General features: G+C 63.1%; 13 protein-coding genes. 5 read left to right on the top strand and 8 right to left on the bottom strand.

Annotated elements, in window-relative coordinates; all coding sequences use genetic code 11:
- Nucleotides 1-7: 7 nt before the first annotated feature.
- Nucleotides 8-403 carry a malonate transporter subunit MadL gene (gene madL / locus AC3FNH_RS25725; protein WP_488722074.1) on the bottom strand — a complete coding sequence of 132 codons (396 nt, stop codon included), beginning with the start codon at nucleotides 401-403 and terminating at the stop codon, nucleotides 8-10.
- A 569-nt stretch (nucleotides 404-972) separates the two neighbouring features.
- Here madL and AC3FNH_RS25720 point away from each other — a divergent pair.
- From AC3FNH_RS25720 to AC3FNH_RS25710, 3 genes are all read left to right on the top strand, one after another.
- Complete coding sequence (locus AC3FNH_RS25720) at nucleotides 973-1614, top strand: HD domain-containing protein (RefSeq protein WP_488722073.1); 642 nt, start codon at nucleotides 973-975, stop codon at nucleotides 1612-1614.
- Between the two features lie 90 nt (nucleotides 1615-1704).
- Nucleotides 1705-2046, top strand: a complete 342-nt coding sequence (locus AC3FNH_RS25715; RefSeq protein ID WP_488722072.1) for a glutathione S-transferase family protein — start codon at nucleotides 1705-1707, stop codon at nucleotides 2044-2046.
- Nucleotides 2043-2366, top strand: a complete 324-nt coding sequence (locus AC3FNH_RS25710) for a glutathione binding-like protein (RefSeq protein ID WP_488722071.1) — start codon at nucleotides 2043-2045, stop codon at nucleotides 2364-2366. Before AC3FNH_RS25715 ends, AC3FNH_RS25710 begins: the two co-directional genes overlap by 4 nt.
- 296 nt (nucleotides 2367-2662) lie before the next feature.
- Here the strand turns inward: AC3FNH_RS25710 and AC3FNH_RS25705 are convergent, their stop codons facing one another.
- Both AC3FNH_RS25705 and AC3FNH_RS25700 read right to left on the bottom strand, forming a co-directional pair.
- A complete protein-coding gene (locus AC3FNH_RS25705; RefSeq protein ID WP_276101901.1) occupies nucleotides 2663-3121 on the bottom strand; it encodes a MarR family winged helix-turn-helix transcriptional regulator in 459 nt (152 codons plus the stop codon).
- Nucleotides 3122-3166: 45 nt separating this feature from the next.
- On the bottom strand, nucleotides 3167-4048 hold the full coding sequence (locus AC3FNH_RS25700; RefSeq protein ID WP_488722070.1) for an NmrA family NAD(P)-binding protein: 882 nt from the start codon (nucleotides 4046-4048) through the stop codon (nucleotides 3167-3169).
- Nucleotides 4049-4259: 211 nt separating this feature from the next.
- Between AC3FNH_RS25700 and AC3FNH_RS25695 the strand changes: the two genes are divergently transcribed.
- Nucleotides 4260-4484: a PIN domain-containing protein gene (locus AC3FNH_RS25695; protein ID WP_488722069.1), complete on the top strand. Its 225-nt coding sequence runs from the start codon at nucleotides 4260-4262 to the stop codon at nucleotides 4482-4484.
- Between the two features lie 81 nt (nucleotides 4485-4565).
- Here the strand turns inward: AC3FNH_RS25695 and AC3FNH_RS25690 are convergent, their stop codons facing one another.
- The 5 genes from AC3FNH_RS25690 to AC3FNH_RS25670 form a co-directional block, all read right to left on the bottom strand.
- A complete protein-coding gene (locus AC3FNH_RS25690; protein ID WP_488722068.1) occupies nucleotides 4566-5384 on the bottom strand; it encodes a tetratricopeptide repeat protein in 819 nt (272 codons plus the stop codon).
- Complete coding sequence (gene ku / locus AC3FNH_RS25685; protein WP_276101906.1) at nucleotides 5381-6292, bottom strand: non-homologous end joining protein Ku; 912 nt, start codon at nucleotides 6290-6292, stop codon at nucleotides 5381-5383. The genes AC3FNH_RS25690 and ku overlap by 4 nt, the downstream gene beginning before the upstream one ends.
- A 42-nt stretch (nucleotides 6293-6334) precedes the next feature.
- Complete coding sequence (gene ligD / locus AC3FNH_RS25680) at nucleotides 6335-8815, bottom strand: DNA ligase D (protein WP_488722067.1); 2481 nt, start codon at nucleotides 8813-8815, stop codon at nucleotides 6335-6337.
- Between the two features lie 55 nt (nucleotides 8816-8870).
- Nucleotides 8871-9086, bottom strand: coding sequence for a DUF2188 domain-containing protein (locus AC3FNH_RS25675; protein WP_276101908.1), 216 nt, complete (start codon nucleotides 9084-9086; stop codon nucleotides 8871-8873).
- A 240-nt stretch (nucleotides 9087-9326) separates the two neighbouring features.
- Nucleotides 9327-11003 carry a thiamine pyrophosphate-binding protein gene (locus AC3FNH_RS25670; RefSeq protein WP_488722066.1) on the bottom strand — a complete coding sequence of 559 codons (1677 nt, stop codon included), beginning with the start codon at nucleotides 11001-11003 and terminating at the stop codon, nucleotides 9327-9329.
- 231 nt (nucleotides 11004-11234) lie between these two features.
- Here AC3FNH_RS25670 and AC3FNH_RS25665 point away from each other — a divergent pair, with 231 nt between their 5' ends.
- Nucleotides 11235-12134 carry a 2-hydroxy-3-oxopropionate reductase gene (locus tag AC3FNH_RS25665; RefSeq protein ID WP_488722065.1) on the top strand — a complete coding sequence of 300 codons (900 nt, stop codon included), beginning with the start codon at nucleotides 11235-11237 and terminating at the stop codon, nucleotides 12132-12134.
- The last annotated feature ends 1241 nt before the right edge of the window (nucleotides 12135-13375 follow it).

Below are 13375 nucleotides of genomic sequence, written 5' to 3'. Positions count from 1 at the left end.
CTCCGTCTTATTCCGACACGGCATTGGCCTGCAGCGGCGGCAGGGGCTCGTGGTCGCCGGTACGGCTGAGCAGCGCAATCAGGCAGGCGCTGGCCGCCACCGCCAGGACGGCCGCCAGCAATGCCACCGGACCGCCGCGCAGCGCTGCCACCACATTCTGCTGGGCCGCCATCGCCACCACCACGGGGATATACATCGCGCCCCAGAAGCCCACACCGGCCTCGGTCTCCTTCGGCATCAGGCCCCGGTCATGCAGGTAGAGCCGCAGGAAGATCAGCAGCAGCATGGCGATGCCCACCCCGCCGACGTTGGATTTGACGCCGATGGCGGCGCCCAGCAGGTCGCCAAGGTACAGGCCCACCAGATGGCAGATGGCCAGTAGCGCGGTTCCGTAGATGATCATGTTGTCTCCATGTGGTGCTTTAGGCGCCGTACCTCAAGGCGGGCCGGCCATTTGCAGACAACTCTAGGAGTCGCGCCCACATGCATCAATCAACCGGCGTCGTACGATTGTTACGGTGCGGTTAACTGTTCTCGGTGGGTAACAGCGAAGCGGCGATCTGCAGACAGACCGAAACCCCGGAGACTCAAGGTAGATGAAGTTACCGGATCGAGCGACACACTTTGCTACGTCCGCCGTGCTTCGCGGCGATCGACCATCCCTGAGCGGGCATTTGCCTTCCGCGCGAGCCCCATCCGCGACCATGGCCACAGACCAACGCGTCTCCGTTCATGATGGCAGAAAACGAGGTGTCAACGGCATTGCTGCCAACTTCGACCTGCCGTACCTTGGACTGCGAAGCGGCCCAGCTGGGCCGGCTCAACATCAAGGAAGACCGACATGGCTTACTCCCAAAGCGGCCATCCAATATGCGGAGAAGATCGGGACGGAAAAGCTTTGGCTGGCCACTGCCTGATCGCACCAAACCTGCCAGGCAAGTGTTTGCGTGGCCCAGAGACTGGCGAGGACATATGAGCAAACCTGTCACTATCGGCGGAATTACCGCGCCCGATTCGGAGCTGTCGCGCAAGGCTGCGGCGCTCGCCGCGCAAGCCCACGCACCGGCTATCCTGAATCACGTTCATCGAACTTACTGGTTTGCCGAGTTTCTCGCCAGGAAGCGCGAGATGAAGTTTGACCGGGAACTCGTGTACGTGGCATCCCTGCTTCACGACCTTGGCCTTTCGCACGAGCACGCGGCTGACAAGCGCTTCGAAGTAGACGGGGCCGATGCGGCGAGTCGGTTCCTACTGGCGAACGACTACCCGCCCGCGAAGACCGGCATCGCCTGGGATGCCATTGCGCTTCACTCCGCGGCCGATATCGCCGATCGCAGAGAGCCCGAGGTTGCCCTCGTTCATTTCGGTGCGCACGTCGACGTGATGGGCCTCAGGATCGAGGAAATTTCTCCCCAACTCATTGAGGATACGCTTGCCCTGTACCCGCGCGTCGGGTTCAAGCAAGCTTTCACCCAAGCGCTGGCTGAAGTGGCGAGGAAGAAGCCGCACACGGCAATTGGCACGGGGCTGGCCGACATTGGGCGGCGCCTCGTTCCGGACTTGGAAATTCCGAACGTCTGCGACCTGCTCCTCTTCGCTCCTTTTGAGAGTTGAGGCGGATCGAGGGTTACTTAGCGCCTCAGGAAGATGTCGGACCGATGCTGTACACCCCTTTCTACCTGTGCGCCAGCGCAGTAAGACTGTATGGATAACAATGAGGCAGAGCGCATGCAAGGTTCAATCGAACTGTATGGAGCGTTGACAGGCAACTGCATCCGTGCCGCGATTGCTCTTGACGAGGCGGGCATTCCGTATGCAGTCAAGCGGGTCAATCTGGCTGCAGGCGAACAGCACAGCGAGCAACATCGTGTCCTGAATGCCTTCGGCAAGGTTCCGGTGCTTATCGAGTACCGGAGCGGCGGAACCTTCGTGCTGACGCAGTCAAACGCCATCATGCTGTTTGCGGCGGAGCGTTCCAAGAACACGCTCATGCCCGCCGATCCGTGGCACGCGCAAGAGTCTATGAGCGTTTTTTCTATTTTGTGACTGACGTTATCGCGGTCAGCCACGGCGCGTTCCGGCTCGAACAACTCGGCGCGAATGCACAGGCCTCGCTCATCAATGATCTGGCAAGAGCCTCCCTCATCGAGGCGGAGCGATTCCTGGAGTCGACAGCGTTCATGGCTGGCGATATGTTTTCGCTTGCCGACATCGCTGCATTCACGATCACCAAGGCTTTCAGCAGCAATATTCAGTGGGCAGATCACCCGGCACTTATGCAGTGGTATGAGGCAGTCGCACGGCGCCCTGGCGTATCACACGGGCTGAAGGCATTCGAATCGGAGACCGCGTCAAAGCGGAACTGACTGAGCGACAATGGCGGCGCCTGTGCCCGCATCAATGCCGGCCGCGCGGACCGGACTCAACTTCGGAGACCCCGGGCCGGGCGACCGGCACATCGCGCCAATCCCGTCGAATTCAGTTTATGAGTTCTTCGTCTCGAGCCCTCGGGAGCGATGTACGCTGGAACATCGGACAAGAGCGTTTGCTTCAACGCACGTGTACCCTTATCCGCCAGGACTTGGCTTAATCACAAAATGGTTCGACTTTTTCTTACCTCGAAAAATGTTCAGCGACTCAGGGTGCCCCACCAGAACAGTGACTATTCCACGGGAGATGAGGGCCCAACGCTGACCTTCATCTCCGAAAGACTGCGACGCAACACCTCCACATTTGTCGCTCCGTTCATGACGCTGAACTGACGCTGCGCTTCTTGCCAGAGCGGCGCTGCCCGTTCGAATAGCTTCCTTCCGTCCGGGGTAAGCTCGACGATGCGAATACGACCGTCCTCAGGAGAGGGGCGTACCTTTACGTAGCCATCGCGCTCCAAAAATCCAATCATCTTTCCCATGGCGGTGCGCTCGATGTCGAGTCGCTCAGCCAGGGCATTGACCGAGGCGGATTCGCCCTCGTTCAACGTTGCCAGGATCAGGAATTGCGTGATGCGAAGGCCGGAAGGTTGGAGATACGCGTCATAAAGACGCGAGATCTGGCGGGCAGCCTTCCTCACCGTGAAGCAGTTGCATTGATCCACACCGATGGGTTGGCTTTCCGCCCGCATCTCCACTTCTCCTTAACGTTGTCAACTGGCTCAGTTCGTCGCATTTCAGGCAAATGCGCTTCGGTACTTCTCGATGAAGGCAGGCACTGACAGCGCCGGTGTGCCCGTGATCTTCTCGATAACATCGTTAGTCCCCTGGAAAACGCCCTCCCGATAGTGCTGGGCGACTTCGACGAGGTGCTGCACCAGGAAGGGAGGGAACTTGTATAGCTGCTCCATCTTCTGCTTGAACGCCTCGATCGAAGTCGGAGCATATTCGATCTTGGCGCCGAGCACCTCGCTCATCGCTGCAGCGATCTCCGTGTGGTTCATTTCCACTGGGCCGTGCAGCGTGTATATCTTGCCCCCATGGCCTTCGGGCTTTGCCAGCAGGTGAGCAATGACCCTGCCCTGGTCGTCCGTGCTGATCGGGGCGTGGCGTCCGTCCTCGAAAGGAAACTCGATCTTCTTTTTGGCCCAGATCTCCTTCGCGAAATGCGGGTAGACGAGCCAATCCGCGAAGAAGGTCGGGCGCAGATGCGTCGTCGGCACACCGGACCAGTCGAACACCCGCTCGGACACCCAGTGGTCCTGTGCCGCATGGCTGGTCGATTCTCGCCGCGCAGATATCTGCGACATGTTGACGATTGCACCAACGCCGGCCTCCTTCGCGGCCTGCGCGAAATAGGCCGCGGCCCCGAGAATTCCCGGCGCGATAGGGTGCAGGAAGTATGCGGCGCTGACGCCTTCCATAGCGGCACGAATCTGGTCGATATCGGTGAAATCGCCGATGGCGATGTCGACACCGCGTGCCCGCAGCGCCGCTGCGCGTTCGTCATCCGAGCGCACATATGCGCGGACGCTCTGGCCCATCTGCAACAGTTCATCGATGGCGGCTCCGCCGGTACGGCCGGTTGCGCCGCTGATGAGAATGGATGTGTCTTTCATGGCTGTAATCCTCGGTGAGATAAGAGCATATGCTCTTATATGGAAGATAGGTGCATATGCTCTTATCTGCAAGGTTTTTTTTCTGGTGACGTACGAGGGCCGGGATGCCACTCCAAACTCAGAACCGTCTCGTATAAAAGCATCCTCTCGGCCACAGGCGCGCTGGCGCTTCTGCTCCCGGAGGTCGAGGCTGCAGGAAGCCGCCTCGCAGATGCTCGATGAGGAATTCGCCGACCGGGTCTTGCCGTTCGACGAGGACTCTGCCGTGCACTATGCCGCGCTCGTCTCCCAGCGCGACCGCGCGGGCCGCCCGATCAGCATGGCCGCCGCACAAATTGCAGCCATCTGCCGACACCACGCCGCCACGCTGGCCACACGCAACAGCAAAGACTTCGAAGGTGTGGGCATCCTTCTAGCGAATCCTTGGCTGGATTGATCTCCCAGCGGGGCGCCGCAGGACGCATTCCCAGAAAGGGCTTCGAGGAACGGCCTTGCCGTCGCGGATGGATTCAACGTTCTAGCCGCCCTCAAGCCTTCGATACTGTTGATAGTGCCGGATGGCCCGCCGGTCGTCCCCCATCGTCTCGTGCAGCCGGGCAGCGTTGTAATGCGCATCCGCAAAATCGGGAGCCAGCTGGATACACGCATGGTATTCGGCCAGCGCCGCTTCGATGGCGCCACTGTCTTCCAGTGCCACCGCGAGATTGAAGTGGACCAGCGGAGAGTCGACGCCGTTCGCCAACGCATCCCGATACAGTCCGATCGCGTCCGCAAGGCATGACCGGTCACACAGCATGCATCCCAGGTTGACATAGGCATCGACCAGCGCCGGATCGGCGGCGATCGCCTTCCTGTAGGCCCGCTCGGCTTCGTCGGGATCATCGTGCTCAAGCTCCCGGGCGATCTCGAGCAGCGCATGGCCATCAAGCGTCGTGGCCGATGCGAAAGCAGGGTTCAGTGTTACCACGGGCGCCGGACTCCCCGGCGCGTCGAAATCCATGATCCGTTGGCCTGTCTCGACGTGCCAGTGACCGTGCTCGTCCTTGACGGCCACTGCGCCGCCCAGCGCAGTCACCCGAATGCCGGTCAGCGGCCTCCCCTTGCCGAGCGCTTCGAGCCGCTTCAGGGATCGAATCACGTGGGCGGTCGGAACGTTCGCGGCGCGCAAGGAATGCGCGGTACGAAACAGCAGGAGGTCCTGGAAGGAAAAGAGGTACCGGTTGCCCGCCCCGCGGGCGGGAATCACGATGCGGGCCGCCAGCATGGCGTTCACCACGGAACGCGAGATTCCCACCAGCGCCAGCACGGCTTGCAGCGTGTACGACTGCGCGCTCATGCCTTCTTCGCCGCGCGCTTTGGCATCGCCGCCACAGTGGCCGCAGTGCGCTTTGCACTCTTGCGTGGTGCGGGCGACTCCGCGGCTGCGGATTTCGCGGCGGCGGCTTTGGTCGTGGCCGCACCTGTGCGCTTGCCTGCCGACAGGCTCTTCTTCAAAGCCTCCACCAGATCGATGACCTGGCCGGACGGCGAGACCTCGACCGGCTCCGGCGAGACGATCTGCTTGCCGGCGATCTTCGCATCGATCGCCGCCAGCACCCGCTGCTTCTCTTCGTCGCGATACTGGCTGGCATCGTAATGATCCTCGGATGCCTGTTCGATCAGCTGGATGGCAAGCTTCAGCTCGGCGTCGGACACGGCCGCGTCCTCGACATGCAGGTCGGCGATGGATCGAACCTCGTCCGCGAACAGCAGTTGCTGAAAGACGAGCCCGCCCTCGATCGGACGGATCTGGACCATGTGGGACTTGCCCTTGGAGGCCCATTTCGCGATCGCGCACCGCCCGGTCTTTTCCATCGCGGCACGCAGCAGGCTGTAGGGCTTGCCGCCGCGCTTGTCCGGGGCGATGTAATAGGTCTTGTCGTAGTAGATCGGGTCAACCCCCTTCTCGGGCACGAATGCGACGATCTCCACGATGTGGCTCGCACCTTCCTCGAGCGCCTTGAGTTCGTCCGGGCTGAAGATCACGAACTGGTCCTTCTCGAATTCGTAGCCCTTCACCATTTCTTCCCGCGGCACCACCTCGCGCGTCTGCTCGGACACGTACTGCTGCTTGAGCCGGGAGCCATCCTTGCTGAGCAGATTGAACCGCACCGCGGACTCCGAATCGGTCGCCGTGTACAGCTTGACCGGTATCGACACGAGGCCGAATGAAAGGGAAAGCGAAGCAAGTGATCGCGCAGCCATAATGCTATCTCCACGTCACGATGGTAAGAAGAACCGGCTCCATCAGCCCAGATGCTCGATGGCGCTCTTGAGGCTTTGTGCCGTAGACCAGAAGTCACTCCACGGGTCATGCGTCCGGAAACTCAGGTATTCCCGGGCGTTTCGTACACTCCATTGGTCCGCGCTCCTGAGTTGAGGCAGCTGGTCCCATGATAGCGGCATCGATACGCCCATGCCCGGTCGTGCCCGCGCGGAGAAAGCGGCCGCGGTGGTTTGGCCCACGCCATTGCGCAGGTAGTCGACAAACACCTTCCCCTTGCGGTTGCCCGCGCCCGCCCTGGACACGAAGCGTTGGGGGATGGTCCTGGCCAGGTGCAGGACTGCCGCGCGCGAGAAGTCCTTCACCGTGTCGTAATCGAGCTCCGGCACGAGCGGTACGACAACGTGCAGTCCTTTCCCGCCGCTCGTCTTGAGCCAGGCCGCCAGGCCGAGTTCACCCAGCAGCGTCTGCATCAGCAATGCCGCCTCCTGCACGTGCTGCCACGACACGCCCTCGCCGGGGTCGAGGTCAAAGATCACGCGATCCGGGTGGCCGATATCGGCCACCGTTGAATTCCATGTGTGGAACTCGACCACGTTCAACTGAGCGGCCGCGAGCAGCGCCTCGGCCGAATCCACCGTCAGCAATCGGCCATGCCCTGGCCACAGCGCTGCCGGATGCTCGCGCAACCCGGGCAGCTTCGTGGTCTCGGCGTGCTTCTGGAAAAAGACCTCGCCCGCGATGCCATCCGGTGCGCGCAGCAGCGCCACCGGCCGTGCGGCAAGATGCGGCAGCATCCAGTCCGCCACACTTTCGTAGTAGCGCACGAGGTCGAGCTTGGTGATGCCGGTGGTCGCGTCGATCACCCGCTCCGGGTTGGTGACCTTCACGGTAACGCCAACTGCGCCCGGATCGACCCGCACCGCCTCGCGGCGAACGTCGCTCGCGGGCGTTTCGCTGCGCAAGGACTTGAACGATGCCTGGCGTATCTGGCCAGCGGGCGTCCAGTCGGCGAACTCGACTTCGGCCACGAGAGACGGTTTGACCCAGTGCGGCGCGCTGGTCCGCGTCGGCCCCCACCTGCTGCGGCCCGTGGGCGAAACCGGGAACGGCGCGGCATCGACCGTCAGCTTCGCCAGCCTGGTCCGCAGCGCGGCGGCGGTCTTGCTGTCCCAGCCCGTGCCGACGCTGCCCACGTCACGCAGCTTCCCGTCTTCGTTCACCGCGAGCAGCAGGCTGCCGATCTCGCCGGGCGCGCCTTCCCGGTCGGCAAAGCCGCAGATGACGAACTCCTGGCGCAACCTGCATTTGGCCTTGAGCCAGTCGGTATTCCGTGAGGAGGTATAAGGGGAGTCGGCCCGCTTGAGCATCAGGCCTTCCAGGCCCAGTTCGGCAGCAGCCTGGAAGACCTGCGCCGCGGGCGCGTCGAAGCTCTCGCTGAAACGCACGCGCTCGGATCGATCGTCGACCAGCCGCGCAAGATGAGCACGCCGTTCCTGCAACGGCACGCGCCGGAGATCCCTCCCCTCCCAGTACGGGATATCAAAGACAAAGTAGAGGATCCGCTCGTTGTGGCCACCGTCGATCGCATTCTGCAGGGCATTGAAGTCAGGCAAGCCATCGCGCAGGACGACAATCTCGCCGTCGAGCCAGCCCTCCGAGATATCGAGCTTCTCGACTTCCCTGGCGAGGCTGGCCAGCTTGCGCGTCCAGTCATGGCCGTTGCGGGTGATCAGGCGAACCCTGGCATCCGATATCCGGGCCAGCAGCCGGTAGCCGTCGAACTTCGTCTCGATGATCCAGCCGTTGCCGGCCGGCAGCTTCGCCGTCGGCGTGGCAAGTTGCGGAACCAGGCGCGCCGGCGCCGTGCCTGGCACGGCGGCCGACAGGTCGGCGTCCTGACGGGGCACCGTACCGCTGCTGTCCTCGCGGGCTTCGAGCGGGCCAAGCGGATGGGCGACGACGCTGTCCGGCAAGGCCGTGATGACATCGTATTCAGCATGTGGCCTCGCCCACCGGTCGCGCTTCTTGAAAAGCATCCACTGGTCGTCGGACTCTCCGGGCTTCGCGATTCGCACCAGTTCCCAGCGGCCCGCCAGCTTCTGCCCGTGCAAAGCGAATTCGAGCTTGCCCTGCGCCATGCCGGCATGCGCATCGCCCACGGGCTCCCACGTGCCGTTGTCCCAGACAATGACGGAACCGGCTCCGTACTGTTTCGGCGGGATGACGCCCTCGAAGCCGGCGTAATCGACGGGATGATCTTCGACGTGGATGGCGATGCGCTTCTCGGACGGGTCGAAGCTCGGTCCCTTGGGAACAGCCCAGCTCAGCAGAACGCCGTCGAGTTCCAGGCGGAAATCGTAGTGCAGGCGCCTGGCCCAGTGCTTTTGTACGACAAAGCGCAGCGGCGCCTTGCCGCGACGGGCGCGCGCGCGCGCCGGTGGTTCGGCCGTGATGCCAAAATCACGTTTCTCGCGGTATCGTTCAAGAGAGTTGCGCGCCATGTGGACAGCATAGACGCGAGCCGTGGCGGCGCAGGCAAGGGCGCCTGGCGCGGCATCACCCCTTGACGTCGCGCGGGTCGTGACCGAAGGAGTTCCGCTCGCGGATCTGCCCGTCGCGGCCGTGGATCAACAGTTCAACCTTCTCCTGCCTGGCCTTTTGGGTGCCGGCAGCGATCGCTTCTTCCTGGGTTGGATAGAACTTGCGGTCCCTGCCGCCGGCGTGCTCGACGGTCCATCCATCCGATGCGGGGACAACATGAATGTTCGGCATGGCAGTCTCCTTGATGTTGATACTGCCAGTCTCTGCGCTCCGCTTTCTGCCCGGTATCGGATGCCGTCCGACAAATTTCGCCGGCGTTCTTTGCAAAATCAGTGCAGTGCGACAGACGTGGCGCTGTCGCCTGCAGAAGACTCAGGTGCGGTCGGACTGTGCGGCCGCGGGTGTACCACGCAACTCCATCCATGCGTACGTCGAGGCCTATACAAGGCCCGCCCGACTCCGTCTGCCTGATTACTTCGGCAAATCGCTGACCCGCATCGCCGGCGTGATCTGCAGCGGGTCCGTCAGCAATTCCAGCACGGCCGGCTTGCCCGCCTGCCGCGCACGCTCGAACGCCGCGGCAAAGTCCCCGGTCCGCTCCACCCGCTCGGCCCAGGCACCGCAAGACTTTGCCATCGCTACGAAATCCGGGTTGAGCAGGGTCGTGCCGCTCTGGCGGCCCGGATAGCGACGCTCCTGGTGCATCCGGATCGTGCCGTACATGCCGTTGTTCACCACGATCACGATCAGGTTCACGCCATGCGCGGCGGCCGTGGCGATTTCCTGCGGGTACATCAGGAAGCAGCCATCCCCGGCAAGACAGACCACGGTCTGTCCGGGATGGCGCAGCTTGGCCGCGATGGCCGCTGGCAGGCCATAGCCCATCGCGCCACAGGTCGGCGCCAGTTGCGTGCGTGGCCGCTTGTAGGCAAAGAAGCGGTGCAGCCAGACCGCATAATTGCCGGCGCCGTTGGTCACGACGGCATCCTCGGGCAAGACCTGGCTCAGGTGCGACATGGCTGCCGCCATGTCCACGCCCGCCAGTTCGGCATGGGGCTTCGGTGGCATGACAAAGGCCTCATGGTCGGCACGCGCGCCGGCGGTCCACTCCGTCCACGGCGCGGCGGGCGGCGCGGGCAGCGACGCGAGCATCGCGGCACCGGCCGCCACGCCCGCGTGGATCGGCAGCGCGGCCTGATACACGCGCCCCAGTTCCGCACTGTCCGCATGGATATGCACCAGCTTCTGCGCGGGCAGCGGGGCCTGCAGCAGCGTGTAGCCGTCGGTCGCGATATCGCCGAGCCGCGTGCCGAACGCCACGATCAGGTCCGCCGTCTTCACGCGCTCCGCCAGCTTCGGATTGACGCCCAGGCTCAGGTGGCCCACGTAGTGCCGATCGCGGTTGTCGATCACGTCCTGGCGACGGAACGCGCAGGCCACGGGCAGATCCCACGCCTTGACGAACGCGGCGAAATCGCGCGCGGCCTGCCCGGTCCAGTTGGCCCCGCCCGCGATGACCAGCGGACGCTGCGCGGCGCGCAAGGCCGCGGCAAGTGCCTGCACATCCTCGGCGCGCGGTGCGGCAGCAACCGGCCGGTAGGGCGCGGCATCGGCGCACTCCACCAGGCCATCGAGCACGTCTTCGGGCAGTGCCAGCACCACGGGGCCGGGCCGGCCCGACGTGGCGACCTGGAACGCACGCGCCACCATCTCCGGAATCCGCGCGGGATCGTCGATCTCTGCCGCCCACTTGGCCATCGAGCCGAACACGGCGGCATAGTCCACTTCCTGAAACGCCTCCCTGCCCTTGTGCTCGCGTGCGATCTGGCCCACGAACAGGATCATCGGCGTGGAGTCCTGCTGGGCGATATGCACGCCGATGCTGCCATGCGTCGCGCCCGGCCCGCGTGTCACGAAGCAGATGCCGGGGCGGCCCGTGAGCTTGCCATCGGCCTCGGCCATGTTCGCGGCAGCGCCCTCGTGCTTGCAAACGACGAGGTCAATGGCGGGCTGGTCGTGCAGCGCATCCAGGACGTCGAGAAAGCTCTCGCCCGGCACGCAGAAGATGCGCTCCGTGCCGTGGATGCGGAGCTGGTCGACAAGAACGCGGCCGCCGGTGCGGGCGGCCTGGGCAGGTGTGGAAGTCATGGCAAGGTCCGGTCGGGCGAATGTCTGGGGGAGTCCGGCAGACAATGTCTGCAATAGTTCGGTTTGACGCGTAAGGCTGCGCAGCTTATCGTGCATTTCTGATTCAGCACCCGCAATTCTGCCTGAAAGGCGCAGCCGCTCCGCTTTCCGCGCTCGCGGCCGGTCGCGCGATGCGGCACGCGCGCTGCGCGCGCGCTTTGCGTCCTGAAGCCAACTCAACCGGATGAAAACATGAGCAAGCTCGGATTTATCGGACTGGGCGTCATGGGCAAGCCCATGGCGGAACATCTGCAGGCGGGCGGCCATACCGTCTACGCGCACACGCGCAGCGGCGTGCCGCAGGCGCTGCTCGACCAGGGCATGCAGCCATGTGCCAGTGCCGCCGAGGTGGCCCGGCAGGCCGAAGTCATTTTCCTGATGCTGCCCGACACGCCCGACGTGGCGCGCGTGCTGTTCGACAACGACGGCGTCGCGGAGGGTCTGAGCCAGGGCAAGATCGTGGTGGACATGAGCTCGATCTCGCCGATCGAGACCCGCGAGTTCGCCGCGAAGATCGGGAAGCTGGGGTGCGACTATGTCGATGCGCCGGTGTCAGGCGGAGAAGTCGGCGCCAAGGCAGCCACGCTCTCGATCATGGCCGGCGGCAACAAGGACGCCTTCGACAAGGTGCTGCCTTTGCTGCAGCTGATGGGCAAGAACATCACGCTGGTGGGCAAGGCGGGCGATGGCCAGGTGGCCAAGGTGGCCAACCAGGTCATCGTGGCCCTGACGATCGAGGCCGTCAGCGAGGCACTGGTGCTGGCCGCCAAGGCCGGCGCCGATCCGGCGCGCGTGCGCCAGGCACTGATGGGCGGCTTTGCCAGCTCGAAGATCCTGGAAGTCCATGGCGAACGGATGATCCAGCGCACGTTCGATCCGGGCTTCCGCATCGAACTGCACCAGAAGGACCTGAACCTGGCGCTGTCCACGGCGAAGCAGCTTGGGCTGGGCCTGCCCAATACGGCATCGACCCAACAACTGTTCAACGTGTGCGTGGCACAGGGCGGCGCGGGCTGGGATCATTCAGCGCTGGTCAAGGCGATCGAGCAACTGTCGAGCTTCGCCATTGGCGATACGCTGAAGCGGCCCTGACGTCGACGATGACACCAGCGCCGCATTCCGGCGATCAGGCGCGCCTTGCCTGCGTCGCCAATGCGCAGAGCATTACTGGTGGAATGGCGAAAGCGGCAACCCCAATGTCTACGAATGCACCGTGGATGAGAATGCCGGGGTGCAAGTCCCGGCTGCCATTCCATAGTTCACGCATCGTACCCATTACACGGGGATATTATTCAACGTCATATCTGACTCAAGAAAACTGTATAAAGGCGCCGTCCATAGTTGCGACGCACAAACTATATTGAAACAAGTTTTTGCGCGAGAGGAGGGACGTTCTAATCGCCTACTAGGAGGTGGAAGAATGCTAAGAACCGCTTTATTGCTTGCTTTGACAAGTTCTGCGCTCGCCGCTGGTGCGGCTTATGCGGCAGGCACCGCGAAACCGGACGTTTACACCGATGGCTCCAGCGTGATGGGCCCGCGCGACCCGTATACGGACGGGGGCAGGGCCATCACTGACAAGAGGGATGTATTCACCGAGGGTGGCCGAGTCATCGACAAGCGGGATACGTTCACGGATGGTTCATAAATTTCGCGACGACACACACGCTATCTATAGCGAGGCGAGATGCCAACTGGCCTGGGATAGCCAAAGCGACTAGCTCCCACCTCCTTGAGCCCCCTTTCGGGGGCATTGTTTTTTTGGGATTAATGGGGAAGGGTTGGTGCTTGGCAGGCGCCGCTGTTTCGCCGGCGTAGCCGGCGACCTACTTCTTGTCCGAGCGACAAGAAGTAACCAAAAAACGCGTCGCCTGGCGGCTGGCCATCAACGATACGCTTCTTGTTTTCAAGCGGCTTTGGTCTCGCGATACGTGATCGCCGTTCGAGCCTGCTATGCATAGTGATTCCGAAACAGTGCCTGCGATAACCGGCTCTTGTACGACCCCCATGCAGGGCTCGGGTACAGCGTTCCAACAGCGTCACCGGTGGGACGCCTTCGGCTGCGCTGCGCGCACGTCCTCGTCGGTATGCACGGGGCATCATCGTCGCCCGTGCCAACGGTTCGGTTTCTCCGCTTCGCTGCGGCGCGGTTTGCCTGCGGCCTGGGTGCCCAGACCAGGGCTCTGCGCGTAGCGCAGCCGAAGGCGATTACACGATGTCGGTCGCAGCAGGGACCACGGACAGTTTCGGGGGACCTATCCGGAAATTTTTGTACGAGGCATATCATGAGAGGTAATGACCATGGATATGCCGATGAAGAAGAAACGTACGGT

It is taken from the genome of Cupriavidus sp. 22TCCZM01-5 (assembly GCF_057798915.1).
The sequence above is the reverse complement of the archived record's forward strand: the minus strand, read 5'-3'. Positions and strand labels throughout refer to the sequence as shown.

Coding starts and splice junctions, on each gene's coding strand:
- madL (WP_488722074.1), bottom strand. CDS start 403: ATGATCATCTACGGAACCGCGCTACTGGCCATCTGCCATCTGGTGGGC.
- AC3FNH_RS25720 (WP_488722073.1), top strand. CDS start 973: ATGAGCAAACCTGTCACTATCGGCGGAATTACCGCGCCCGATTCGGAG.
- AC3FNH_RS25715 (WP_488722072.1), top strand. CDS start 1,705: ATGGATAACAATGAGGCAGAGCGCATGCAAGGTTCAATCGAACTGTAT.
- AC3FNH_RS25705 (WP_276101901.1), bottom strand. CDS start 3,121: ATGCGGGCGGAAAGCCAACCCATCGGTGTGGATCAATGCAACTGCTTC.
- AC3FNH_RS25700 (WP_488722070.1), bottom strand. CDS start 4,048: ATGAAAGACACATCCATTCTCATCAGCGGCGCAACCGGCCGTACCGGC.
- AC3FNH_RS25695 (WP_488722069.1), top strand. CDS start 4,260: ATGCTCGATGAGGAATTCGCCGACCGGGTCTTGCCGTTCGACGAGGAC.
- AC3FNH_RS25690 (WP_488722068.1), bottom strand. CDS start 5,384: ATGAGCGCGCAGTCGTACACGCTGCAAGCCGTGCTGGCGCTGGTGGGA.
- ku (WP_276101906.1), bottom strand. CDS start 6,292: ATGGCTGCGCGATCACTTGCTTCGCTTTCCCTTTCATTCGGCCTCGTG.
- ligD (WP_488722067.1), bottom strand. CDS start 8,815: ATGGCGCGCAACTCTCTTGAACGATACCGCGAGAAACGTGATTTTGGC.
- AC3FNH_RS25675 (WP_276101908.1), bottom strand. CDS start 9,086: ATGCCGAACATTCATGTTGTCCCCGCATCGGATGGATGGACCGTCGAG.
- AC3FNH_RS25670 (WP_488722066.1), bottom strand. CDS start 11,003: ATGACTTCCACACCTGCCCAGGCCGCCCGCACCGGCGGCCGCGTTCTT.
- AC3FNH_RS25665 (WP_488722065.1), top strand. CDS start 11,235: ATGAGCAAGCTCGGATTTATCGGACTGGGCGTCATGGGCAAGCCCATG.